21 protein-coding genes are annotated in these 22,260 nt (G+C 66.9%); 7 read left to right on the forward strand and 14 right to left on the reverse strand.

Features of this window, described 5'->3' with window-relative positions:
• Positions 1-153 precede the first annotated feature (153 nt).
• Positions 154-915: a bifunctional demethylmenaquinone methyltransferase/2-methoxy-6-polyprenyl-1,4-benzoquinol methylase UbiE gene (gene ubiE, locus VG566_RS16360; protein ID WP_005411082.1), complete on the reverse strand. Its 762-nt coding sequence runs from the start codon at positions 913-915 to the stop codon at positions 154-156.
• 80 nt (positions 916-995) lie between these two features.
• On the opposite strand from ubiE, the gene VG566_RS16365 reads away from it, so the two are divergent.
• From VG566_RS16365 to VG566_RS16380, 4 genes are all read left to right on the forward strand, one after another.
• On the forward strand, positions 996-1,448 hold the full coding sequence (locus VG566_RS16365; RefSeq protein ID WP_241884188.1) for a nucleoside deaminase: 453 nt from the start codon (positions 996-998) through the stop codon (positions 1,446-1,448).
• Positions 1,449-1,647: 199 nt separating this feature from the next.
• The gene (locus VG566_RS16370) at positions 1,648-1,908 is read left to right on the forward strand and encodes a hypothetical protein (RefSeq protein ID WP_069117845.1); all 261 of its coding nucleotides are present in this window, start codon (positions 1,648-1,650) and stop codon (positions 1,906-1,908) included.
• A 75-nt stretch (positions 1,909-1,983) separates the two neighbouring features.
• Positions 1,984-2,319: a hypothetical protein gene (locus tag VG566_RS16375; RefSeq protein ID WP_005411085.1), complete on the forward strand. Its 336-nt coding sequence runs from the start codon at positions 1,984-1,986 to the stop codon at positions 2,317-2,319.
• 67 nt (positions 2,320-2,386) lie between these two features.
• Entirely contained in the window at positions 2,387-2,809 is a 423-nt protein-coding gene (locus tag VG566_RS16380; protein WP_032961193.1) for a low affinity iron permease family protein, read from the forward strand.
• 142 nt (positions 2,810-2,951) lie between these two features.
• On the opposite strand, the gene smeF is transcribed toward VG566_RS16380, so the two are convergent.
• From smeF to smeD, 3 genes are all read right to left on the reverse strand, one after another.
• On the reverse strand, positions 2,952-4,352 hold the full coding sequence (smeF, locus tag VG566_RS16385; RefSeq protein ID WP_164110167.1) for a multidrug efflux RND transporter outer membrane subunit SmeF: 1,401 nt from the start codon (positions 4,350-4,352) through the stop codon (positions 2,952-2,954).
• Positions 4,353-4,444: 92 nt separating this feature from the next.
• Complete coding sequence (smeE, locus tag VG566_RS16390) at positions 4,445-7,567, reverse strand: multidrug efflux RND transporter permease subunit SmeE (RefSeq protein WP_164110169.1); 3,123 nt, start codon at positions 7,565-7,567, stop codon at positions 4,445-4,447.
• Between the two features lie 12 nt (positions 7,568-7,579).
• Positions 7,580-8,764, reverse strand: a complete 1,185-nt coding sequence (smeD, locus tag VG566_RS16395) for a multidrug efflux RND transporter periplasmic adaptor subunit SmeD (protein ID WP_423172684.1) — start codon at positions 8,762-8,764, stop codon at positions 7,580-7,582.
• A 224-nt stretch (positions 8,765-8,988) separates the two neighbouring features.
• Between smeD and smeT the strand changes: the two genes are divergently transcribed.
• Both smeT and VG566_RS16405 read left to right on the forward strand, forming a co-directional pair.
• Positions 8,989-9,648 carry an efflux transporter SmeDEF transcriptional repressor SmeT gene (gene smeT / locus VG566_RS16400; protein ID WP_169433046.1) on the forward strand — a complete coding sequence of 220 codons (660 nt, stop codon included), beginning with the start codon at positions 8,989-8,991 and terminating at the stop codon, positions 9,646-9,648.
• Between the two features lie 45 nt (positions 9,649-9,693).
• Complete coding sequence (locus VG566_RS16405; protein WP_241884187.1) at positions 9,694-10,686, forward strand: Gfo/Idh/MocA family protein; 993 nt, start codon at positions 9,694-9,696, stop codon at positions 10,684-10,686.
• Positions 10,687-10,782: 96 nt separating this feature from the next.
• On the opposite strand, the gene hslU is transcribed toward VG566_RS16405, so the two are convergent.
• The 8 genes from hslU to VG566_RS16445 all read right to left on the reverse strand — a co-directional run bounded on the left by hslU (position 10,783) and on the right by VG566_RS16445 (position 18,274).
• Complete coding sequence (gene hslU, locus VG566_RS16410) at positions 10,783-12,156, reverse strand: ATP-dependent protease ATPase subunit HslU (RefSeq protein ID WP_014648461.1); 1,374 nt, start codon at positions 12,154-12,156, stop codon at positions 10,783-10,785.
• A 103-nt stretch (positions 12,157-12,259) separates the two neighbouring features.
• Complete coding sequence (gene hslV / locus VG566_RS16415) at positions 12,260-12,811, reverse strand: ATP-dependent protease subunit HslV (RefSeq protein ID WP_005411093.1); 552 nt, start codon at positions 12,809-12,811, stop codon at positions 12,260-12,262.
• A gap of 85 nt (positions 12,812-12,896) precedes the next feature.
• Positions 12,897-13,793: a tyrosine recombinase XerC gene (xerC, locus tag VG566_RS16420; protein ID WP_164110176.1), complete on the reverse strand. Its 897-nt coding sequence runs from the start codon at positions 13,791-13,793 to the stop codon at positions 12,897-12,899.
• A 16-nt stretch (positions 13,794-13,809) separates the two neighbouring features.
• A complete protein-coding gene (locus tag VG566_RS16425; RefSeq protein WP_134967143.1) occupies positions 13,810-14,484 on the reverse strand; it encodes a DUF484 family protein in 675 nt (224 codons plus the stop codon).
• On the reverse strand, positions 14,481-15,332 hold the full coding sequence (gene dapF / locus VG566_RS16430; RefSeq protein ID WP_032961204.1) for a diaminopimelate epimerase: 852 nt from the start codon (positions 15,330-15,332) through the stop codon (positions 14,481-14,483). The genes VG566_RS16425 and dapF overlap by 4 nt, the downstream gene beginning before the upstream one ends.
• Positions 15,325-15,597: an LPS translocon maturation chaperone LptM gene (gene lptM / locus VG566_RS16435; protein ID WP_014648465.1), complete on the reverse strand. Its 273-nt coding sequence runs from the start codon at positions 15,595-15,597 to the stop codon at positions 15,325-15,327. Before lptM ends, dapF begins: the two co-directional genes overlap by 8 nt.
• Before the next feature lie 82 nt (positions 15,598-15,679).
• Positions 15,680-16,108, reverse strand: a complete 429-nt coding sequence (locus VG566_RS16440; protein ID WP_241884798.1) for a YbaN family protein — start codon at positions 16,106-16,108, stop codon at positions 15,680-15,682.
• 54 nt (positions 16,109-16,162) lie between these two features.
• Positions 16,163-18,274 carry a S9 family peptidase gene (locus tag VG566_RS16445; protein ID WP_014648467.1) on the reverse strand — a complete coding sequence of 704 codons (2,112 nt, stop codon included), beginning with the start codon at positions 18,272-18,274 and terminating at the stop codon, positions 16,163-16,165.
• 143 nt (positions 18,275-18,417) lie between these two features.
• On the opposite strand from VG566_RS16445, the gene VG566_RS16450 reads away from it, so the two are divergent.
• Positions 18,418-19,611 (forward strand): pyridoxal phosphate-dependent aminotransferase, encoded by a 1,194-nt coding sequence (locus VG566_RS16450; RefSeq protein ID WP_049406038.1) that lies wholly within the window; start codon positions 18,418-18,420, stop codon positions 19,609-19,611.
• 118 nt (positions 19,612-19,729) lie between these two features.
• Here the strand turns inward: VG566_RS16450 and VG566_RS16455 are convergent, their stop codons facing one another.
• The gene (locus VG566_RS16455) at positions 19,730-21,826 is read right to left on the reverse strand and encodes a prolyl oligopeptidase family serine peptidase (RefSeq protein WP_049406036.1); all 2,097 of its coding nucleotides are present in this window, start codon (positions 21,824-21,826) and stop codon (positions 19,730-19,732) included.
• Positions 21,827-21,858: 32 nt separating this feature from the next.
• Positions 21,859-22,182: a hypothetical protein gene (locus tag VG566_RS16460; RefSeq protein WP_241884797.1), complete on the reverse strand. Its 324-nt coding sequence runs from the start codon at positions 22,180-22,182 to the stop codon at positions 21,859-21,861.
• Positions 22,183-22,260: the final 78 nt, after the last annotated feature.

Consider the following 22,260-nt stretch of genomic DNA (forward strand, 5'->3'; position numbering starts at 1 on the left):
CCTTGGTTGGCATCTACAGGCAGGTGCCCACCTTGGTTGGCACGGATCCATCAACGCACGCGGCAGGCCCGTGCCGACCAAGGTCGGCACCTGCCAGAGCGGATGACCGCAGCGGGCGAGTACCAACCAAGTTGGCACCCACCAGAGCAGGGCTTACAGCTTGTAGCCGGAGTGGATCGAGACGATGCCGCCGGTCAGGTTCTTGTAGTGGCAGCGCTCGAAGCCGGCCTGCCCCATCATCGCCTTCAGTTCGTCCTGCGGCGGGTGCTTGCGGATGCTCTCGGCCAGGTACTGGTAGCTGTCCGAATCGTTGGCGAACAGCTTGCCCAGCTTGGGCAGGATCTTGAACGAGTGGAAGTCGTAGATCGGCTTGAACCAGTCCGCGGTGACTTCGGAGAATTCCAGCACGCGGGCCTGGCCGCCCACCTTCAGCACGCGGTACATCTCGCGCAGGCCAGCGTCCTTGTCGGTCACGTTGCGCAGGCCGAAGGCAATGGTGACCAGATCGAAGCTGTTGTCCGGGAACGGCAGGGCTTCGGCGTTGCACTGCACGTAGTCCAGGCCGAGCACGAGGCCGCGGTTGGTCAGGCGGTCACGGCCGACCGACAGCATGCCGGCGTTGATGTCGCCCAGCACCACCGAGCCCTCGGCGCCGACGCGCTCCTTCAGCAGGGCGGCGATGTCGCCGGTGCCGCCGGCCAGGTCGAGCACGCGGTCGCCCGGCTTCACCTGCGCGGTGGCCACGTAGTAGCGCTTCCACGCCCGGTGCACGCCCAGGCTCATCAGGTCGTTCATCAGGTCGTAGTTGCGCGCGACCGAGGTGAACACCTGGCCGACCAGCTTCTGCTTGTCCTTGGCGGCGACGTCGCGGAACCCGAAATGGGTGGTACCGGCTTTGTAGGGGGATTCGCTCATGGCCCCGATTATCGCACCGCCGGGGTCCAGCGGCACCCCCTGCCCGTATGATGGCGGGCCACGACTTACCGGAGCCCCGCATGATCACCACGCCCGACTACCAGGCCCTGCTGCAGACCGCCATCGCCGAAGCCCGCCAGGGCCTGGCCGAGGGCGGCGTGCCGATCGGCGCGGCGCTGTACCACAACGACGGCCGCCTGCTCGGCTGCGGCCACAACCGCCGCGTGCAGGAAGGCGACCCGTCGGTGCATGGGGAAACCGACGCCTTCCGCAAGGCCGGCCGCCAGCGCCGTTACCAGGACACCATCATGGTCACCACCCTGGCCCCGTGCTGGTACTGCTCGGGGCTGGTGCGCCAGTTCAACATCGGCACCGTGGTGGTGGGCGAATCGCGCACCTTCCAGGGCGGCATCGACTGGCTGCGCGAAAACGGCGTCAACGTGATCGACCTGGACAACCCGGAATGCGTGGACCTGCTGGGCGATTTCATCAGCCGTCATCCCGACATCTGGAACGAGGACATCGGCGAATGAGCCACGCGCGCTCGTCTCTGCAACACATTTAATGAACGCTTCAGCGCCGGTGCGCCCTTGTGCCGGCGGCCTTTGCGGGCATCGGCGTGACCGCGCGCACAGTCAGCCAGGCCACGCGCACACATTGCGGTAACACCCCACGCGGCTGACACGCCTACGGTGGGGTCACCGGGGCACCCTTTCCCCGGCGGAGCCAGCCATGTGCGCGCACGCCGTACGCCCTACGACAGACCCGATCCTCGATCCGATCCGCGAACGCTTGCAGCGGCAATATGCGCTGCACCGGCGCGGCGCGCCGTTCTGGACTGCCTATCAGCACATGCAACTGGAGCTGGTCCGCCGCCACCCGCTCGACCACGAACGCCTGTGCAATGCGATGGCCACTCTGGCCGAAGACCTCGGTGCGGTCGAACATGCGCAGTTGATCGGCCATGCCAACGCAGGCTCCACATCCCGCTGACGCGGCATGCACCGCCATATACGCCACACTCGGATGAACCCCCACTCCCTTTCCACTCAACCGAACTGGATTGTCATGCACGCTGAAGTCCCCACCATTCCTCCGGTCATCAACGTTGACGCCGAGCTTGACCACTGGCGCCGCCAACATGCCGAAGGCGCACTGCCGCACAACTCGTTCGGCTCGTACGTGCCGTGGATCAAGTTCGCCTGTGATTCGCTGATCACCCAGCCGCGCGCCAGCGAGGCCGAACGTGACGAGATGTTCCAGACCCAATACGCCCTGCAGATCATGCCGCGGCTGAGCGAAGCCCAGGCCCGTGAGTTCGTCGACCGTTGCTGGCAGCACGTCTACCAGAGCAGCCCGGTGCGCAGCCTGCAGGCGCCACGACTGCAGCGCATGCGCGCCTGACCGCCGCTGCACAACCCCTGCACGGGCCACTGCCGATCATCCTCGTCACCTGAGTGGGACGACGACGATGAAAGCACGCAACCTGTTCAATACGATCGCCAAGAAGGCCGCGGCCGCCACCGGCTCGCCGTGGACCTTCCTGGCTGCAGTAGCGATCGTGGTGATCTGGGGCATCAGTGGCCCGGTGTTCGGTTTCAACGACACCTGGCAGCTGGTGATCAACACCGGCACCACCATCATCACCTTCCTGATGGTGTTCCTGATCCAGCACACGCAGAACGCGGATACTGCCGCAATGCAGATCAAGCTGGACGAGCTGATCCGGGCGACGGCCGAAGCCAACAACGAACTGTTGGATCTGGAAGAACTGGATGAAGCGCGCCTGGAAGAGATCCGCGCCGAGTACGAGCAGATGGCGCGCGAAGCCGGCGATGCGCTCGCGCGGGTGCGCGCCTGCCATGCGGCGCGGCGCGACGATGAAGCGGTATAGCAGGCCTCCGAATGACAATGCCGGCCAACGGCAGGCACTACCCTCGATCTCCAGGTAGGTGCCAACCTTGGTTGGCACAGGGCCAGCCGCCTGCGCTGACGCATCCGTGCCAACCAAGGTTGGCACCTACCAGAAGCACTGCTTACCCGCGCTCGTGCCAGCCGCCGCCCAGCACCTTGTACAGGGTGATGCGGTTGGCCTGCTGCGCCAGCTGCGCCTGCAGCTGGGTCTGCTGCGCGTCGTAGGCGGTACGCCGCGCGTCAAGCAGGGTGACAAAGCTGTCCAGCCCCGCGTCGTAGCGTGCCTGCGACAGGCGATTGGCCTGTTCGGCCGCTTCCACCAGGCGCTGCTGTGAACTCACCTGCTCATCCAGGCTGACATTCAACGCCAGCGCATCGGCCGTTTCGCGGAATCCCACCTGGATCGACTTCTCGTACTGCGCCAGTGCGATATCACGATCCGCGTTGGCGATGGCCAGGTTGGCGCGCAGCTTGCCGCCCTGGAAGATCGGCAGGGTGATCTTCGGCAGGAAGCTCCACACACGGGTGCCGCTGTCGAACAGGTTGGACAGTTCGCTGGAGCCGCTGCCGATGCTGCCGGTCAGCGAGATGCTCGGGAAGAACGCTGCGCGTGCCGCACCGATGTTGGCATTGGCGGCCAGCAGCTGGTGCTCGGCGGCCATGATGTCCGGGCGCTGCAGCAGCACGTCGCTGGGCAGGCCGGCCGGCGGCGGGGCCAGCGCCAGCAGCTGCGGTTCGATGCTGTCCGGCAGCAGTGCCGGATCGAGCTGGCCACCGGCCAGCAGCGCCAGTGCGTTGCGGTCCTGGGCCAGCTGGCCGCGCAGGCGCGCGGCATCGGTGCGTGCGGTCTCGACCAGGGTACGGGTCTGGGTCAGCTCCAGCGCCGAACTGCCGCCGCGTTCGTGGCGGGCCTCGGCCAGGCGCAGCGAATCCTCGTAGGTCTTCAGCGTGGCATCGGCGATCTTCAGCCGCTGCGCATCAGCCCCATAGGTCAGCCACGCGGTGGCGGTCTCGGCCACCAGGCTCAGCTGCGCGTTGCGGCGGTTGGCAGCCACGGCGAAGTACTGCTGCAGCGCCGCCTCGCTGAGGTTGCGCACGCGACCGAACAGGTCCAGCTCGAACTCGGCCACACCCACGCCCGCGCTGAACTGCTCGGTGACACCGGCATCGGTACCACGGCGGTCCATCTGGCCGGTCACGGCCACGCCGGGCACGCGATCGGCGCGCTGCACGCGGTACTGGCCACGCGCGCGCTCGACATTGAGCACGGCCACGCGCAGGTCGCGGTTGTTCTGCAGCGACTGCTCGATCACCTGCTGCAGGCGCGCATCGGTGAAGAAATCGCGCCAGCCGACGGCGGCGACATCGGCCACCTCGCCCTGCGCGGCCTCGGCCGGCCACTGCGCAGGAATCGCCGGAGCGACGGCGGTGTTCTTCGGCGCCAGGGTGGAGCAGCCGGCCAGCGCGAGCGTGGCGGCAATGGAGAGGAACAGGGATGCACTTTTCATGGGGATCACTTCCATCGGTACTGCCGGATGGCAGGAGGCAGTGCCGGCCAGCGGCCGGCACTACCGTTTCGATAACGCCAGCCTGAGGCCGGCATGACCGTTTCAGGTCACGTCGTGGATCTGCGCTTGAACACGCGCTGCACCACCACGAAGAACAGCGGCACGAAGAACACGCCGAGCACGGTGCCGACGATCATGCCGCCGAGCACGCCGGTGCCGATCGCCTGCTTGGCGCCGGAGCCGGCACCGGTGGAGATCGCCAGCGGTACCACGCCCATGCCGAAGGCCAGCGAGGTCATCACGATCGGGCGCAGGCGGTCGCGCACGGCGTGCATGATCGACTCGATCAGGCTGGCGCCCTTTTCCAGGTTTTCCTTGGCGAACTCGACGATCAGGATCGCGTTCTTGCTGGTCAGGCCCACCGTGGTCAGCATCGCCACCTGGAAGTAGATGTCGCGCTCCAGGCCCTTGAAGGTGTTGGCCAGCACTGCGCCGAGGATACCCAGCGGGGCCGCCAGCAGCACCGCGGTCGGTACGCTCCAGCTTTCATACATCGCGGCCAGGCACAGGAACACGATCATCAGCGACAGCGTGTACAGCAGCGGCGTCTGCGAGCCGGCCTGGCGTTCCTGGTAGGACATCGCCGTCCATTCGATGCCGAAACCCGCCGGCAGCTGCTTGGCCAGCTGTTCGATCTCGGCCATGGCATCACCGGAGGCGACACCCGGGGCCGGTTCGCCCTGGATTTCCATTGCCGACACACCGTTGTAGCGTTCCAGGCGCGGCGAACCGTAATCCCAGTGCTTGGTAGCGAAGGCGCTGAACGGCACCATCTGACCCTTGTCGTTCTTCACGGACCAGAGATCGAAGTCCTCCGGCACCATGCGGAACGCCTGGTCGGCCTGCACGAACACACGCTTGACGCGACCACGATCGACGAAGTCATCGATGTACGAGCTGCCCCACGCCGCGGCCAGCGTGCCGTTGATCTGATCGATCGACAGCCCCAGCGAGGTCGCCTTGGCCGCGTCGATGTCGATGCGGAACTGCGGCGTGTCTTCCTGGCCGTTCGGGCGTACGTTGGCCAGCTTCTTGCTGCCTGCGGCCAGGCCGAGCAGCTGGTTGCGCGCGGCCACCAGTGCCTCGTGGCCCTGGCCGCTGTTGTCCTTCAGGAAGAAGGTGTAGCCCGAGGCGGTCCCCAGCTCCGGAATGGCCGGCGGCGGGAAGGCGAAGATGAAGGCATCCTTGATCTGGCCCAGGGCCGCCATCGCACGGCCGGTGATCGGCATCACGCCATTGTCGGCGTCACGCTCGCTCCAGTCCTTCAGCTTGACGAACGCCATGCCCGCGTTCTGGCCCATGCCGGCGAAGCTGAAGCCCTGCACGGAGAACACCGAGTCCACCGCATCCTTCTCGTTCTGCAGGAAGTGGTTTTCCAGTGCCGCGATCGATTCCAGCGTGCGTTCCTGGGTGGCACCGACCGGCGCCTGCACCAGCGCCATCAGCACACCCTGGTCTTCGTTGGGCAGGAACGAGCTGGGCAGGCGCACGAACAGCACGCCCATCAGCACGAACAAGGCCGCCACGATGCCCATGAAGCGCCACGGACGGTGGATGATGCCGCGCACGCCGCGCTGGTAGCTTTCGCTGGTGCGGTCGAAGCCACGGTTGAAGCCATTGAAGAAGCGACCGGCCAGGCCACGGTGGGCGACGTGGTGTTCACCCTTCTTCAGCGGCTTGAGCATGGTCGCGCACAGTGCCGGGGTCAGCACGATCGCCACCAGCACCGACAACGCCATCGCAGAGACAATCGTGGCCGAGAACTGCCGATAGATCACGCCGGTGGAGCCGCTCATGAAGGCCATCGGCACGAACACCGCCGACAGCACCAGGCCGATACCCACCAGCGCACCGGTGATCTGGCCCATCGACTTGCGGGTCGCTTCGAGCGGCGACAGCCCTTCCTCGGACATGATGCGCTCGACGTTCTCCACCACCACGATGGCATCGTCCACCAGCAGGCCGATCGCCAGCACCATCGCGAACATGGTCAGCATGTTCACCGAGAAGCCCAGCATCGCCAGCACGCCGAAGGTACCCAGCAGCACCACCGGCACGGCGATGGTCGGGATCAGGGTGGCGCGGAAGTTCTGCAGGAACAGGTACATCACCACGAACACCAGCACGATCGCTTCGATCAGGGTCTGCACCACGCCCTTGATCGACACGCGCACGAACGGGGTGGTGTCGTACGGGATCTCGGCCTTCAGGCCGGCCGGGAAGAAGCCCTTCATGTCTTCCAGCGCGGCATCCACACCGGCCGCGGTATCCAGCGCGTTGGCGCCGGTGGCCAGGGTGACCGCCAGGCCACTGGCCGGCTGGCCGTTGTAGCGGGTGACGAAGTCGTAGGACTCGGCACCCAGCTCGACGCGGGCGACATCACCCAGGCGCAGCTCGGCACCGTCCTGCGCACCGCGCACGATGATGTTTCGGAACTGTTCCGGGGTCTGCAGGCGCGACTGCGCGTTGATGGTGGCGTTGAGCTGCTGGCCCTTCACCGACGGCGCACCGCCGAGCTGGCCGATCGCCACCTGGGCGTTCTGCGCCTTGATCGCGGCGGTCACTTCCGGCACCGACAGGCCATAGGTATGCAGCTTGTTCGGGTCCAGCCAGATGCGCATGGCGTACTTGCCACCGAACACCTGGATGTTGCCCACGCCCGGCACGCGGCTCAGGCGGTCGACGACATTGGAACCGACGTAGTCGGCGATGTCGTTGGCGTCCATGCTGCCGTTCTCGGACACGAACGCGATGACGTTCAGGAAGCCCGAGCTGGACTTGGCCACGTTGATGCCCTGCCGCTGCACTTCCTGCGGCAGCAGCGGCATGGCCAGCTGCAGCTTGTTCTGCACCTGCACCTGGGCGATATCCGGGTTGGTGCCGCTCTCGAAGGTCAGGGTGATGGTGGCCTGGCCGTTGGACGAGCTGTTGGAGGAGAAGTAGATCAGGCCATCAAGGCCCTTCATGTTCTGCTCGATGATCTGCGTCACCGAGTCCTCGACCACCTTGGCCGATGCACCCGGGTAGGTGGCACTGATTTCCACCGCCGGCGGTGCGACGTTGGGGTACATCGAGACCGGCAGCTTGAACAGGGCCAGGCCGCCGGCGAGCATGATGATGATGGCGATCACCCACGCAAAGATGGGTCGATCGATGAAAAAGCGTGCCATGGGGTTCTCCGCTTACTTCGCGTCGCCGGCCGGGGCGGCAGGCTGGGCGGCTGCCGCCGGCTTGGCCGGTGCGTCGCCCTTCTCGGTGGCCTTGACAGGCATGCCGGGGCCGATCTTCTGCAGGCCTTCGACGATGACCTTGTCACCGGCCTTCAGGCCGTCCTCGACCAGCCACTTGTCGCCGACCGTGCGGCTGACCTTGACCGGGCGCACTTCGGCCTTGTTGTCCTTGCCGACCACCATCGCGGTGGTGTCGCCCTTCGGATCGCGCGCGATGCCCTGCATCGGCACCAGCACCGCGTCGCTGCGCACGCCGCCGCCGATCACCGCACGCACGTACATGCCCGGCATCAGCAGGCCGTCCGGGTTGTCCACCTTCACGCGCAGGCCGAAGCTGCCGGTGGTCGGATCAACGCTGACTTCGGAGAACTCCAGCGTGCCCTTGTGCTCGAAGGTGCTGCCGTCTTCCATCAGGATGCTGACCGGCAGGGTCTGGTTGTCCTGCAGGCGGCCGGCGGCCAGTTCGCGGCGCAGCTGCAGCAGCTCGGCCGAGGACTGGGTCAGGTCGACATAGATCGGGTCCAGCTGCTGCACGGTGGCCAGTGCGTTGGCCTGGCCGGCGCTGACCAGCGCACCCTGGGTGACGCTGGACTTGCCGATGCGGCCGCTGATCGGCGCGGTGATGCGGGCGTAGCCCAGGGTGACGTTGGCCGCATCCAGCGAGGCCTTGGCGGCACCGACGTCGGCCTCGGCCTGCTTCTGCGCGGCGACGGCGTTCTCCAGGTCCTGCTGGCTGACCGCATCGACCTTGGCCAGCTCGGTAATGCGCTTGGCACTCAGGCGCGCGGCATTGGCGGTGGCTTCGGCGCGGGCCAGCTGGGCGCGGGCGTTGTTGGCCTCGGCCCGGTAGCTGGCATCGTCGAGCTGGTACAGCGGCTCGCCGGCCTTGACCATGCCGCCCTCGGTAAACAGGCGCTTGGCCACGATGCCATTGACCTGCGGGCGCACTTCGGCGACCAGGAAGGCATTGGTACGGCCCGGCAGTTCGCGGGTCAGGCCCACGGTCTCGGACTTCAGCGTGACCACGGTGACGTCACCCGGGCCCTGCTCGGGGGCCTGGGGTTGGCCGCCGCAGGCAGCCACGGTCGCGGCGATTGCCAGCGACAGTGCAAAGGGTCGGATTCGGCTCAGCAACATGACGGAAAGGCTCTTGGAGGAAGGAATCTCAGAGGGAGCTGATATCGATGGACGTTCCCCTTCCGGTGAAAGCCCGCAGATCGCGCCCACCCGGGTGGAGTGGGCGCCGGACCGGCCTGCCACGCACACGACGGGAATGATGGGTGCGAAATATACATACATGATTGTTTGTTTGTAAACCGGTACAATTCAGCCACGTTTCACCCGCACTCGTACCCACACCCATGGCCCGCAAGACCAAAGAGGACACCCAGGCAACCCGGGAAGGCATCCTTGACGCCGCCGAAGCCTGCTTCCATGAACACGGCGTGGCCCGTACCACGCTGGAGATGATCGGTGCCCGCGCCGGCTACACCCGTGGCGCGGTCTACTGGCACTTCAAGAACAAGAGCGAGGTGCTGGCCGCGATCGTCGAGCGCGTGCACCTGCCCTTCATGCAGGAACTGGAGCGCACCTCCACCGACCAGCGCGACACCCCGGTGCACGACCTGCGCGCGGTGATGATCCACTCGTTCATCGAGCTGTCCGAGGACGAGCGCCTGCGCAAGACCATGGAGATCATGCTGCGCAGCGATGCGTCGGCGGACACCAGGGTGCTGACCGAAATGCAGCAGGCCGGATTCCGCGATGCGCTGGACCGGATGGAGCGTGCCCTGCGCCGCGCCCGCGATCTGGGCCAGCTGCGCGAAGGCGCCGACCCGAAAATCGCCGCGCGCATGCAGCACGCCACCGTGCTGGGCGTGCTGCACGGCGCGATGGTCGAACCGGAACTGATGGACCTCAAGCGCGACGGCATGCTCGCGCTGGACATGACCCTGGCCGCCTACGTGAAGGACGGCGTGTTCGTGCCCGGAACGGTGCCCGAGCCCTTGCCGGAAGCGTGAGTGGCGCTGCTGCCGCCACCACTGCACCCATCTGAGGACAGACACATGATCCTGGACAACGTGGTGTGGGGCCTCATCGGCTGCGGCAGTGTCACCGAGAAGAAGAGCGGCCCCGCCCTGGCCAGCACACCCGGCTCACGGGTGGCAGCGGTCATGCGCCGCAATGCGGCATTGGCCGAGGATTATGCGCGGCGCCACGCGATTCCGCGCTGGTACGCGGACGCCGACGCACTCATCGCTGATCCGGAAGTGAACGCGGTGTACGTCGCAACGCCGCCCTCGACGCACATGCAATACGCGCTGCAGGCGATCGCCGCGGGCAAGCCGGTCTACATCGAAAAGCCGATGGCCATGGACCACGACGAGTGCCAGCGCATCATCGCGGCCAGCGCCCGCAGCGGCGTGCCCGTGTTCGTGGCCTACTACCGCCGTGCCCTGCCCCGCTTCGCACAGGTGAAGCAGCTGCTGGACAACGGCGCGATCGGAACGCCGCGCAGCGTGCGCGCCACCCTGCATCGGCCGCATTCGGCGAATGCCGCATCGCCCGACTTCTGGCGGACCAATCCGTCGATCGCCGGCGGCGGGCTGTTCGTCGACCTGGGCTCGCATACCCTGGACCTGCTCGACCATCTGCTGGGGCCGCTGAGCGATGTGCGTGGCCTGGCCAGCTCGTTGACCGGCGCCTACGCCGCCGAGGACAGCGTCTCGATGTGCTTCCGCACCGGGACGGGGACGCACGGCATCGCGCAATGGAGCTTCTGCGCGTTCCGCCGCCAGGATCAGATCGAGATCACCGGCGACCGTGGGCAGCTGCGCTTTGCCACCTTCGAGGACGTTCCGGTGGAGCTGGAAACCGAAGCGGGCGTGCAGGCCTTCGACATCCCGAACCCGTCGTCGATCCAGCAGCCGTTGATCGCCTCCCTCGTCGACGAACTGCGCGGCAACGGGCACTCGCCCTCGAACGGCATCAGCGCCGCCCGCACCAGTGCAGTGATCGACCAGGTGCTGCGGGACTACCGCACCCGGCAATCGCACTGACCGCACAGGAAAAAGGCCACCTTGCGGCGGCCTTTTCTGCTGCAGTGGGCGGGGTCAGCGCCCTCGCCACGGCGAGGGATCCGACCCCACCGGGCATTACAGGATGTAGCGGCTCAGGTCCGGGTCCTGCACCAGTTCACCCAGGTGCTTGTCCACGTAGGCGCTGTCGATGGCCAGGGTTTCGCCGTCGCGGTCCGGTGCCTCGTAGCTGAGCGAATCCAGCAGGCGCTCCAGCACCGTATGCAGGCGACGCGCGCCGATGTTTTCCTGGCGTTCGTTCACCTGGAAAGCGATCTCGGCCAGACGATCAATGGCATCGGCAGTGAAGCTGACCTTGACGCCTTCGGTGGCCAGCAGTGCTTCGTACTGCTTGGTCAGCGCGGCCTTCGGTTCGGTCAGGATGCGCACGAAATCGTTCTTGCTCAGCGCACCCAGCTCCACGCGGATCGGGAAGCGGCCCTGCAGCTCCGGAATCAGGTCGCTGGGCTTGGCCAGGTGGAACGCGCCCGACGCGATGAACAGGATGTGGTCGGTCTTGATCGTGCCGTACTTGGTGGACACGTTGGAGCCTTCCACCAGCGGCAGCAGGTCGCGCTGCACGCCTTCGCGCGACACGTCACCACCACCCACGTTGTCGCCACGCTTGGCGACCTTGTCGATCTCGTCGATGAAGACGATGCCGTGCTGCTCGCAGGCCTCGATCGCGGCGGTGCGGATGTCGTCCTCGTTGACCAGCTTGCCCGCTTCTTCCTCGATCAGCAGCGGGCGCGCGGCCTTGATGGTCAGCGTGCGCTTGTGCGCCTTGGCGCCGCCGCCGAGGTTGGCGAACATCGACTTCAGCTGCTGGCCCATTTCCTCCATGCCCGGCGGGGTCATGATGTCCATGCTGACGTTGGCGGCCAGGTCGAGTTCGATCTCGCGCTCGTCCAGCTCACCGTTGCGCAGCATCTTGCGGAACTTGATGCGGGTCTCGTTGTCCTGCGCCGACGGCTCGTTGCGGGCGACTTCCGGATCGAAGCCGATGCCACCGCTGCGGCGCGGCAGCAGCGCATCCAGGATGCGGTCTTCGGCACGCTCTTCGGCCTGGGTGCGTACGCGCACCTTGGCCTGTTCGCGATAGAGCTTGACCGCGGTATCGGCCAGGTCGCGGATGATCTGCTCGACGTCCTTGCCGACGTAGCCGACTTCAGTGAAGCGGGTGGCTTCGACCTTCACGAACGGTGCGTTGGCCAGCGTGGCCAGGCGACGCGCGATCTCGGTCTTGCCGACGCCGGTCGGGCCGATCATCAGGATGTTCTTCGGCATCACTTCATTGCGCAGCTCGGGCACCAGCTGCATGCGGCGCCAGCGGTTGCGCAGGGCGATGGCCACGGCGCGCTTGGCGTCGTGCTGGCCGACGATGTGCCGGTCCAATTCCTGCACGATCTCGCGCGGGGTCATGGTGGCGGAGGAAACTTCGATCTTCGACATGGATGTGCTCACGGATTCTTTGTCGGTAGTGCCGGCCGCTGGCCGGCAACCAGGCACGCGTGCGGGGGATCATGAGGTTGCCGGCCAGCGGCCGGCGCTACCCTCACAGCTCCTCGACCACCACGTTGCGGTTGGTGTAGATGCAGATGTCGCCGGCGATGCCGATCGCTTCGCTGGCGATGGTGCGCGCATCCAGTTCGGTGTGCGCCATCAAGGCGCGTGCGGCCGACAGTGCATACGAGCCACCCGAGCCGATGGCGATGATGCCGTCCTCCGGTTCGATCACATCGCCGGTGCCGCTGATGATCAGCGAGGTTTCCTTGTCGGCCACCGCCAACAGGGCTTCCAGCTTGCCGAGGCGGCGCTCGGTGCGCCAATCCTTGGCCAGTTCGACCGCAGCACGCTGCAGCTGGCCGTGCTTTTCCAGCTTGGCCTCGAACAGCTCGAACAGGGTGAAGGCATCGGCGGCGGCACCGGCGAAGCCGGCCAGCACCTGGCCATCACGACCAAGGCGGCGCACCTTGCGCGCATTGCCCTTCATCACGGTGTGGCCCAGCGTGACCTGGCCGTCGCCGGCAATGGCCACGTGCTCGCCGCGACGGACGCAGACGATGGTGGTGGCGTGGAAAACGTTGGGGTTCTGACTGGGGTCCATGATGCCTCCGGGGTGACAGAACCAGAGGTGGGGACTGCGCTGCGCCCTTCAAGCCACCCGCGACCGGCTGCCGCAGGGGCAACGTTCAGCTTTCTCCGCTGCCGTCGTTGCTGCGTCGACGCTTCGCGCGCGGATGCGCGGCGTCGTAGACCTTGGCCAGGTGCTGGAAATCGAGGTGGGTATAGATCTGCGTGGTGGCGATGTCGGCGTGGCCCAGCAGCTCCTGCACACCGCGCAGGTCGCCGGACGATTCCAGGATGTGGCTGGCGAAACTGTGCCGCAGCATGTGCGGGTGCACGTGCTTGAACAGGCCCTGGCGCTGCGCCAGCTGGCGGATGCGGATCTGCACTGCACGCTGGCTGATCGGCCCGTTGCGGCCGGGGAACACCGGCGAGGCCGGACCTCCCCCACTTTCCGTGCGCCACGCCTGCAGCGCTTCGCGCGCGGGCCGGCCGAACGGCACCCGGCGCTGGCGGTTGCCCTTGCCCAGCACGTTCACCAACCCGCTGTCGAAATCCAGATCGCGCCAGGTCAGCGCGCAGACTTCGCTCAGGCGCAGGCCAGAGGAATAGAACAGTTCCAGCAGCGCGCGGTCACGGCGGCCGAGCTCACCCTCCGGCTCCAGCTCGACCAGCTGCACCGCCTCATCGGCGTCGAGGACCTGTGGCAACCGGCGCGGTGCGCGCGGTGCCTTCAGCGTCGCTGCCGGGCTGACCTCGATACGCCCGTGCTTGAGCAGCCAGGCATAGAAGCTTCGGCAGGCCGACAGGCGGCGCTGCAGGCTCTTGGCCGACAGGCCGCGGCGGTGCTCGTCGGCAACGAACTGGCGCACGGCCTCGGCATCCAGTGCCTCCACCGCCACGCCACGCGGCTCGGCCCAGGCCGACAGCGCGTCCAGGTCGCGGCGGTAGGCGTCGAGCGTATGCGCCGACATCCGCCGCTCCACCTGCAGGTGCTGCAGGAAGGCCTGTACCGCGCTCATCGTCGTCGCAACCTGCTCAGCCCGGGAAGCGCTTCAGGCCAGTGACCAGCGCGTCGCCCATCATGCGCAGGAACAACGTCCCCATGCCCGGGTAGAAGCGGTTCGGGTCGTGGCTGCCGACCGCGATCAGGCCCACGCCCGGTAGCGGCAGCAGCGCGGTGGTCTGCACTTCCTCGCTGCGCACGCCGTACAGCACGGCATTCTTTTCCGGCTGCAGGCGGCCGCAGATCGGCTCGCCATCGTTCAGGCAATCGCGGAACGGGCCCAGCTGCGGATCATCCGCGGCAATCACCTGCAGCCAGTCGGCCTGTTCCAGCCCGGCCACTGGCGTGTGCACCACCAGCCGCACCAGGTCGCCGGCGAAGTCTTCCTGCAGCGAGGCGGCCATCGCGCGCAGGGTGTCAGCCGCGTTGTCCTGCTTCATCAGCGCCAGGGTCAGCTGGTGCGTGCGCACCGCCAGGTGCTCATTGACCTGGGCGGTCGCGCCCAGATCGGCCAACCGTCGTGCCAGCTCGCGGTTCTTCTCGCGCAGCACTTCCAGCTGGTAGCTGGCCAGCGACGCGGTCGGGCCGTCGTCACGCGGCACCACCAGGGTCAGGGCCAGGTCCGGGAACTGCTTGAGGAAGCCGGGATGACGCCGCAACCAGGCAGCGACTTCATGGGCCCCGAGCTTGTCGACGGTTTCGGTCATGCGATCCACTCCCCTTCGAAGACGAATGCGGTCGGGCCCGCCATCACCACCGGCTGGCCATCGCCCGGCCACTGGATGCGCAGGTCGCCACCGGGCAGGCTGATGCGGGCATCGCGCTGCAGGCGACCGCGCTGCATCAGGGTCACCGCGGCGGCACAGGCACCACTGCCGCAGGCCAGGGTCTCGCCGACACCGCGCTCGAACACGCGCAGGCGGGCGTGGGCCGGGCTCATCACCTGGGCGAAGCCCACGTTCACCGAGCGCGGGAACGACGCATGCTGCTGCAGCAGCGCACCGACGCGCTCGACCGGTGCAGCATCGACCAGGCCCACTTCGATCACCGCATGCGGGTTGCCCATCGACACCGCGGCGAAGCGTACGCTCTCGCCCTGCAGCGGCAGCAGGTATTCCTCGCGCGCGTGCGCAAAGCCCATCAGCGGCACGTTGGCCGGCTCGAAGGCGGGCACGCCCATCGTCACCGCAAACTGCCCTTCGCCCAGCACCTTCACTTCATGGCTGGCCAGCGGGCTGTCGATGACGAATGCATCGCCCTGCGCACTGCCCTCGCGCACCAGCCAAGCGGCGATGCAGCGCGCGCCGTTGCCGCACTGCTCGGAATTGGAGCCGTCGGCATTCCAGATGCGGTACGAGGCCACCGAACCGTCCGCACGCGGTGCCTCGATGGTCAGGATCTGGTCGCAGCCAACGCCGGTGTGGCGGTCGGCCAGGCGCGCGGCCAGCTCGGGCGTGGGCGGCGCGGTGCCGTCACGCAGGTCGATCACTACGAAATCATTGCCCGCGCCATGCATCTTGCTGAAACGCAGGGCCCTGGAACCGGCCTTACTCATTCCCGCTGCCCGCCTTCTTCGCGGGCGTGGGCGCCGGCTGGGTGGCCGGTGCGGCCGGCTCCACGGTCGTGGCCGGGGTGCCGCTGCCCTGGGTCTGCGGCGCAGTCGCCTCGGTGGCGGGCTCGGCAGCGGGTTCGACAGTTTCTTCCACCGGCACCGGCTTCTGCGGCAGTACCAGCGGGCCCTTGTTGCCGCAGGCGGCGAGGAGCAGCAGCGAGGCCGCTGCCAGCGGAATCAGGATGGCGTTTCGATGGGGGATCTTCATGCCCCGAGTATAGCCATTGGCGGCTGAGCGGTTGGTGCAGGGAATCGGGTTGCCGGCCAGCGGCCGGCACTACCGCCGGCGCTCAATCCGCGGGAGGCGGTGGCAGCGGCCGCGTCCACAGCCAGATTGCGACCACGGTCATGCTGCCGATCGAGAACCACTTCACCCAGGCGATCGGCACGCACCACAGCATGATGCCGGCGCATACCGCCATGGTGATCGTGGCCATCCACTTGCCGTAGCGGCTGACCGCCCCGTGTGCCTGCCAGTTGGCGATGGCCGGGCCGAAACGCGGATGCTGCAGCAGCCAGGTATGCAGGCGCTCCGAACCGCGCGAGGCGGCCCAGGCCGAGATCAGGATGAATACGGTGGTCGGCAGCCCCGGAACGAAGATGCCGACGATGCCGGTGCCCAGGCTGACGTACGCCAGCAGCCACCATGCCCAGCGGAAACGCACCACGCGCGGCGTCGTGGCGCTATCGCGGGGTGCAGATGGCTCGGGCTGGCTCATGGCCGCAAGGATACCGGTTCGGGGTGCCAGGCAGCGCCCGGCGCCCCTTCGCCGTTACGGCTGGGCGATGCCCAGCTGCTGCAGCACGAACGCGTACGACTCGGACAGTTCGCGGTAGCGCTGGAAGCGCCCCGACTTGCCGCCGTGGCCAGCTTCCATGTTGGTGCGGAACAGGATCGGGTAGTGGCCGGTGTTGTCATCACGCAGCCTGGCCACCCACTTGGCCGGCTCCCAGTACTGCACCTGCGAATCCCACAGGCCGGTACCCACGTACAGCGCCGGGTACGCCTGCTGCTTCACGTTGTCATAGGGCGAGTAGGACAGCATGTAGTCGTAATACGGCTTCTGCTCCGGGTTGCCCCACTCGTCGTATTCGTTGGTGGTCAACGGAATGGTCGGGTCGAGCATGGTGGTGACCACGTCGACGAACGGCACCTGCGCCACCATCACCCGGTAATCCTGCGGCGCCTGGTTGGCCACCGCGCCCATCAGCAGGCCGCCGGCGCTGCCACCGGACGCGGCCACGCGATCCTTCGCCGCCCAGCCCTGTGCTACCAGGCCACGGGTGACGTCGATGAAGTCGTTGAAGGTGTTCTGCTTGTGCAGCAGCTTGCCGTTCTCGTACCAGTCGCGCCCCATCTCCTGGCCGCCACGGATGTGGGCGATGGCATACACCACGCCACGATCAAGCAGGCTGACCGCGGTCTGGTTGAAGTACGGATCCATCGACATGCCGTAGCTGCCGTAGGCGTACTGGAACAGCGCGCCCTTGCCGTCCTTCTGGTAGCCCTTGCGGTAGACCAGCGACACCGGCACCTTCACGCCATCGCGCGCGGTGATCCAGACGCGGTCGGTCTCGTACTTCGAGGCGTCATAGCCGATCACCGGCTGCACCTTCAGCTGGCGACGCTCGCCGGTGGCGGTGTTCAGCTCGAACACGGTGGTCGGGGTGGTCATCGAGGTGTAGACGTAGCGCAGCCACGGCGTATCGGCCTCGGTGTTGTCGCCCAGGCCCATCGAATAGGCCGGCTCGTCGGCCTTCACGTAGTCGCTGCGCCCGTCCTTGAACAGCAGGCGGATGCGCTCCAGGCCCTCGGAACGTTCGGCGATGGCGGTGTACGTGTCGAACAGTTCGAAGCCTTCGATGAACACCGCATCGTCGTGCGCGATCCAATCCTTCCATTGCGCGCGCGAGGTGGCATCGGTCGGCGCGGTGACCAGCTTGAAATTCTTGGCACCATCATTGGTGCGGATCACCCAGCGGCCGTCATGGTGGTCGGCGTCGTACTCGACATCGCGCTGGCGCGGGGCCAGCACGGTGAAGGTGGTCGGGTCGCTGGCCGGCGCGTAGCGCTCTTCCGAGGACACGGTGCTGTGCACGCCGATGGTGATGAAGCGATCGTCGCGGGTGCGGCCGATGCCCATGTAGAAACTGTCGTCCTTCTCTTCGTAGACGACGGTGTCGGCGCTGGCCGGGGTGCCCAGCACGTGCTTCTTCACGCGCACGGTCAGCAGCGTTTCCGGATCGTTCTCGACATACAGCACGGTGCGGTTGTCGTCGGCCCAGACCAGGTCGCCGGAGCTGCCGGTGATCACATCGGGCAGCACCGTGCCGGTGGCCAGGTCCTTGAAGCGGATCGTGTACTGGCGGCGGCCGACGTCATCGTCGGCCCAGGCCAGCAGCTGGTTGTCCTGGCTGACTTCCATCGAGCCGACGCTGAAGTAGCCCTTGCCGGCGGCCATTGCGTTGACGTCCAGCAGGATTTCCTCGGCCGCCTCCATGCTGCCCTTGCGGCGCGCGTGGATGGGGTAATCCTGGCCGGTCTCGAAGCGGCTGTAGTACCAGTAGCCGCGCTCGCGCGCCGGCACGCTGGAATCATCCTGCTTGATGCGGCCGACGATCTCCTTGTACAGGGTGTCTTCCAGGGGCTTCAGCGGTGCCAGCAGCTGGTCGGCGTAGGCATTCTCGGCCTGCAGGTAGGCCAGCATGTCCTTGTTCTCGCGCTTGTCGTCGCGCAGCCAGTAATAGTCATCGTTGCGGGTCGCGCCGAACGGCGCCTTGACCACGTGCGGATGCTTGGCGGCATCCGGCGGAACGGGCGGCGTGGCGGCGGTAGCAGTCGTGGTCATCAGGCTGGCGAGCAACAGGCAGAGGGTGGACTTCATGAGATAAGGCTCCTGGCGCATCAATGCAATGGTCTTCGACGGGGTCAGATCCCTTTTCCCGAAAAGGGATCTGACCCCAATCTCGGCAATGCGGCAACCCTGCGGAACGTCATGGGTTGCGCCGGCCGGCGTACCATGGGCACATGAGCACCCCGCCCCACACGCCGGGCTACAGCCGGCGCAGCCATGAAATCGCTCCGTTCCACGTGATGTCCCTGCTGGCCCGCGCGCAGGCGCTGGAACAGGCAGGCCACGATGTGATCCACCTGGAAATCGGCGAACCGGACTTCACTACCGCCGAACCCGTCGTGCGTGCCGGCCAGGCCGCACTGGCCGCCGGCCACACCCGCTACACCGCCGCGCGCGGCCTGCCGGCGCTGCGCCAGGCGATCAGCGGTTTCTACCGCAGCCACTATGGGCTGGATGTCGATCCCGAACGCATCCTGGTCACCCCGGGTGGGTCCGGTGCGCTGCTGCTGGCCAGCAGCCTGCTGGTCGATCCCGGCCGCCACTGGCTGCTGGCCGACCCCGGCTACCCCTGCAACCGCCACTTCCTGCGCCTCGTCGAGGGCGGCGCGCAGCTGGTGCCGGTCGGCCCGGACACCGCCTACCAGCTGACCCCTTCGCTGGTGGAACAGCACTGGAATGACGACAGCGTCGGCGCGCTGGTCGCCTCACCGGCCAATCCGACCGGCACCGTGCTGTCCGCCGACGAACTGGCGGCACTGTCGCAGGCCCTGCACGCGCGAGGCGGCCACCTGGTGGTGGACGAGATCTACCACGGCCTGACCTACGGCCTGGATGCGCCCAGCGTGCTGCAGGTGGACGACAGCGCGTTCGTGCTGAACAGTTTTTCCAAGTACTTCGGCATGACCGGCTGGCGGCTGGGCTGGCTGGTGGCACCGCCTGCAGCGGTACCGGACCTGGAAAAGCTGGCGCAGAACCTGTACATCAGCGCCTCCAGCATCGCCCAGCACGCCGCGCTCGCCTGCTTCAGCGAGGAATCGATGGCGATCTTCGAACAGCGCCGTGAAGCGTTCCGCCAACGCCGCGACTTCCTGCTGCCCGCGTTGCGTGAGCTCGGCTTCCGCATTGAAGTCGAGCCGCAGGGCGCGTTCTACCTGTACGCCGATGTCAGCGCGTTCACCGACGACGCGCAGGCGTTCTGCGCGCACTTCCTGGAAACCGAGCACGTGGCGTTCACCCCGGGCCTGGATTTCGGCTTCCATCGCGCCAACCAGCATGTGCGGCTGGCGTATACCCAGCAAGTACCGCGGTTGCAGGAGGCGGTGGCGCGGATCGCGCGCGGGTTGAAGCGTTGGCAGGGATCACGTTGAGGGTAGTGCCGGCCGCTGGCCGGCAAGCCGGGAATACCTGAATGATGCGGTTGCCGGCCAGCGGCCGGCACTACCGGTAAAGAAAAACGCCGCCCTGGGGCGGCGTTTTCCGTTCTGCTTACTTGCCGCCCAACCGCTCCCACAGGAAGCTGTAGGCCAGCGCGGACATATGCGCGGCCTGTGCGTTGTTGGCTGCGCCGCCGTGGCCCCCTTCGATGTTCTCGTAGTAGGTCACGTCCTTGCCGGCGTCGATCATCTTCGCCGCCATCTTGCGGGCGTGGCCCGGGTGCACGCGGTCATCGCGGGTGGAGGTCGTGAACAGCACCGGCGGGTAGTTCTTCTTCGCGTTGAACAGGTGATACGGCGAGAAGGTCTTGATGAATTCCCAGTCGCTGGTGTCCGGGTTGCCGTACTCGGCCATCCACGAGGCGCCGGCCAACAGGTGGCTGTAGCGCTTCATGTCCAGCAGCGGCACCTGCACCACCACCGCACCGAACAGCTCCGGGTACTGGGTCAGCATGTTGCCGGTCAGCAGGCCACCGTTGCTGCCGCCCTGCACGCCCAGGTGCTTGGCGCTGGTGATCTTGCGCTTGACCAGGTCCCGCGCCACCGCGGCCATGTCTTCATAGGCTTTGTGACGGTTCTGCTTCAGCGCCGCCTGGTGCCAGCGCGGGCCGTACTCGCCGCCGCCGCGGATGTTGGCGACCACGTACACGCCGCCCTTCTCCAGCCAGGCGCGGCCCATGCCACCGGAATAGCTCGGGGTCAGCGAGATCTCGAAACCACCGTAGCCATACAGCAGGGTCGGGTTGGAGCCATCGAGCTTCATCGCCCTGTCGTGCACCACGAAATACGGCACGCGGGTGCCGTCCTTGCTGGTGGCGAAGTGCTGCTCGATCACCTTGCCCTTGGCATCGAAGAAGGCCGGCATGGTCTTCAGCGTTTCCGGTGCCTGGCCGATCTCGGCCAGGGCCAGCGTGGTCGGCGTCAGGTAATCGGTGGCGGTCAGCCACACCGCGTCGCTGTCATTGCTGTCCACCGCAGCCACGCCCAGCGTGCCGAAGGCCGGGGCGCCGACGAAGCGGCTGGTCTGCCAGCCGTCGGCGCCCGGGGTCAGCACCGACAGGCGGTTCTTGACGTCGTCCAGCACATTCAGCACCAGGTGGCTCTTGGTCCAGCTGGCACTGGCCAGCGAGGTGGTCGCGGTTGGGGTGAACAGCACGTCGAAGTCGCGCTTGCCGGCCAGGAAGTCGTCCAGCTTCGTCGCCAGCAGCGAACCGGACGCGTAGGTCTTGCCGCCCACGGTCCACGGATCGCGCAGTTCCAAGGTCAGCCACTGCTTGTGCAACCCCTTCTCGGCCGAGTTCGGCGCATCGATCTTGGTCAGCGTGCCGTCGTCGCCACGCAGGTAGAGCTCGTTGTTGTAGAACGCCAGGGTGCGGCTGACCAGGTTGCGTTCGAAGCCCGGGGTGTCATCGTGCATCGCCGCGATGTACATGTCCTCCGGCTTGCCTTCGTACACCACGGTGGCCGAGGCCATCGGCGTGCCGCGCTTCCACAGCTTGGCCACGCGCGGGTAGCCGGAGGTGGTCATCGAGCCGGCACCGAAGTCGGTGTAGACGAACACGGTGTCGCGATCGACCCAGTTGAGGCCGCCCTTCGACTCCGGACGGAAGAAGCCGTCCTTGATCCAGGTCTTGTTGGCCAGATCGAACTCGCGGGTGACGTCGGCGTCGGCGCCGCCGCGCGACAGCGCGATCAGGCAACGGCTGTAATCCGGGCGCAGGCAATCGGCGCCGTGCCAGACCCAGTTCTCACCCTCGGCCTTGTTCAGCGCATCCAGGTCGAGCACGGTCTCCCACTGCGGCGAGGCCTTGCGGTACTCGGCCAGGGTGGTACGCCGCCACAGGCCGCGCTCGTGCTGCTGGTCCTTCCAGAAGTTGTAGTAGTAATCGCCGATCTTCTGCACGCCGGGAATCTTGGCGTCGGAGTCGAGCACCTCGCGGATGCTGGTCTCCATCTGCTTGAAGGCCGGGGTCTGCGCCAGGCGCGCCTCGGACTTGGCATTCTGTTCCTTGACCCAGGACAGTGGCTTGTCGCCGGTGACGTCCTCCAGCCAGGCGTAGCGATCGGTGTCTTCAGCGGCCACGGCGGTCCCCACCGAGGCAGCGGTCATCATGCCGGCCAGCAGGCAGGCGGAAGCGAGTCGTGACATTGCAGCTCCAGGCAGTCATAAGCCGGGGAACGCTAGCACGGAATGTCGCGGCCTCCCCCGTGTCGAAGGTCAGGCCGTGGCCGACGGCGCGCCTGTCCACCGGTACGCCGCGCCCGCCATCGCCATGACGGGTGCGGCAGCGGAAAGCGCAGCAGCGCCCACCAGGCCGCAAGCGGCATGCCCACCAGCCACATCGGCAGCCAGCCCAGCCATGCGCTGCTGCCACGCGCCGCCGGCCAGACCAGTACCAGCGCCAGCCCAGCCAGGGTCAGCTGCCGCACGCCGCGCAGCAGGCGCGGGTCGGCGCGTTCGATGACGCGTTCAGTTGCAGGGCGACGGACGGAACGAGCGTTCATGGGGGCTTCTCCGGTAGACAATGCAACACAGCTTGGGCAAGCCCCTTCTCACAGGATGCGACACCATTGACGGATCGC

Source organism: Stenotrophomonas sp. CASM114 (assembly GCF_049384325.1).
Classification (GTDB): Bacteria; Pseudomonadota; Gammaproteobacteria; order Xanthomonadales; family Xanthomonadaceae; genus Stenotrophomonas; species Stenotrophomonas muris.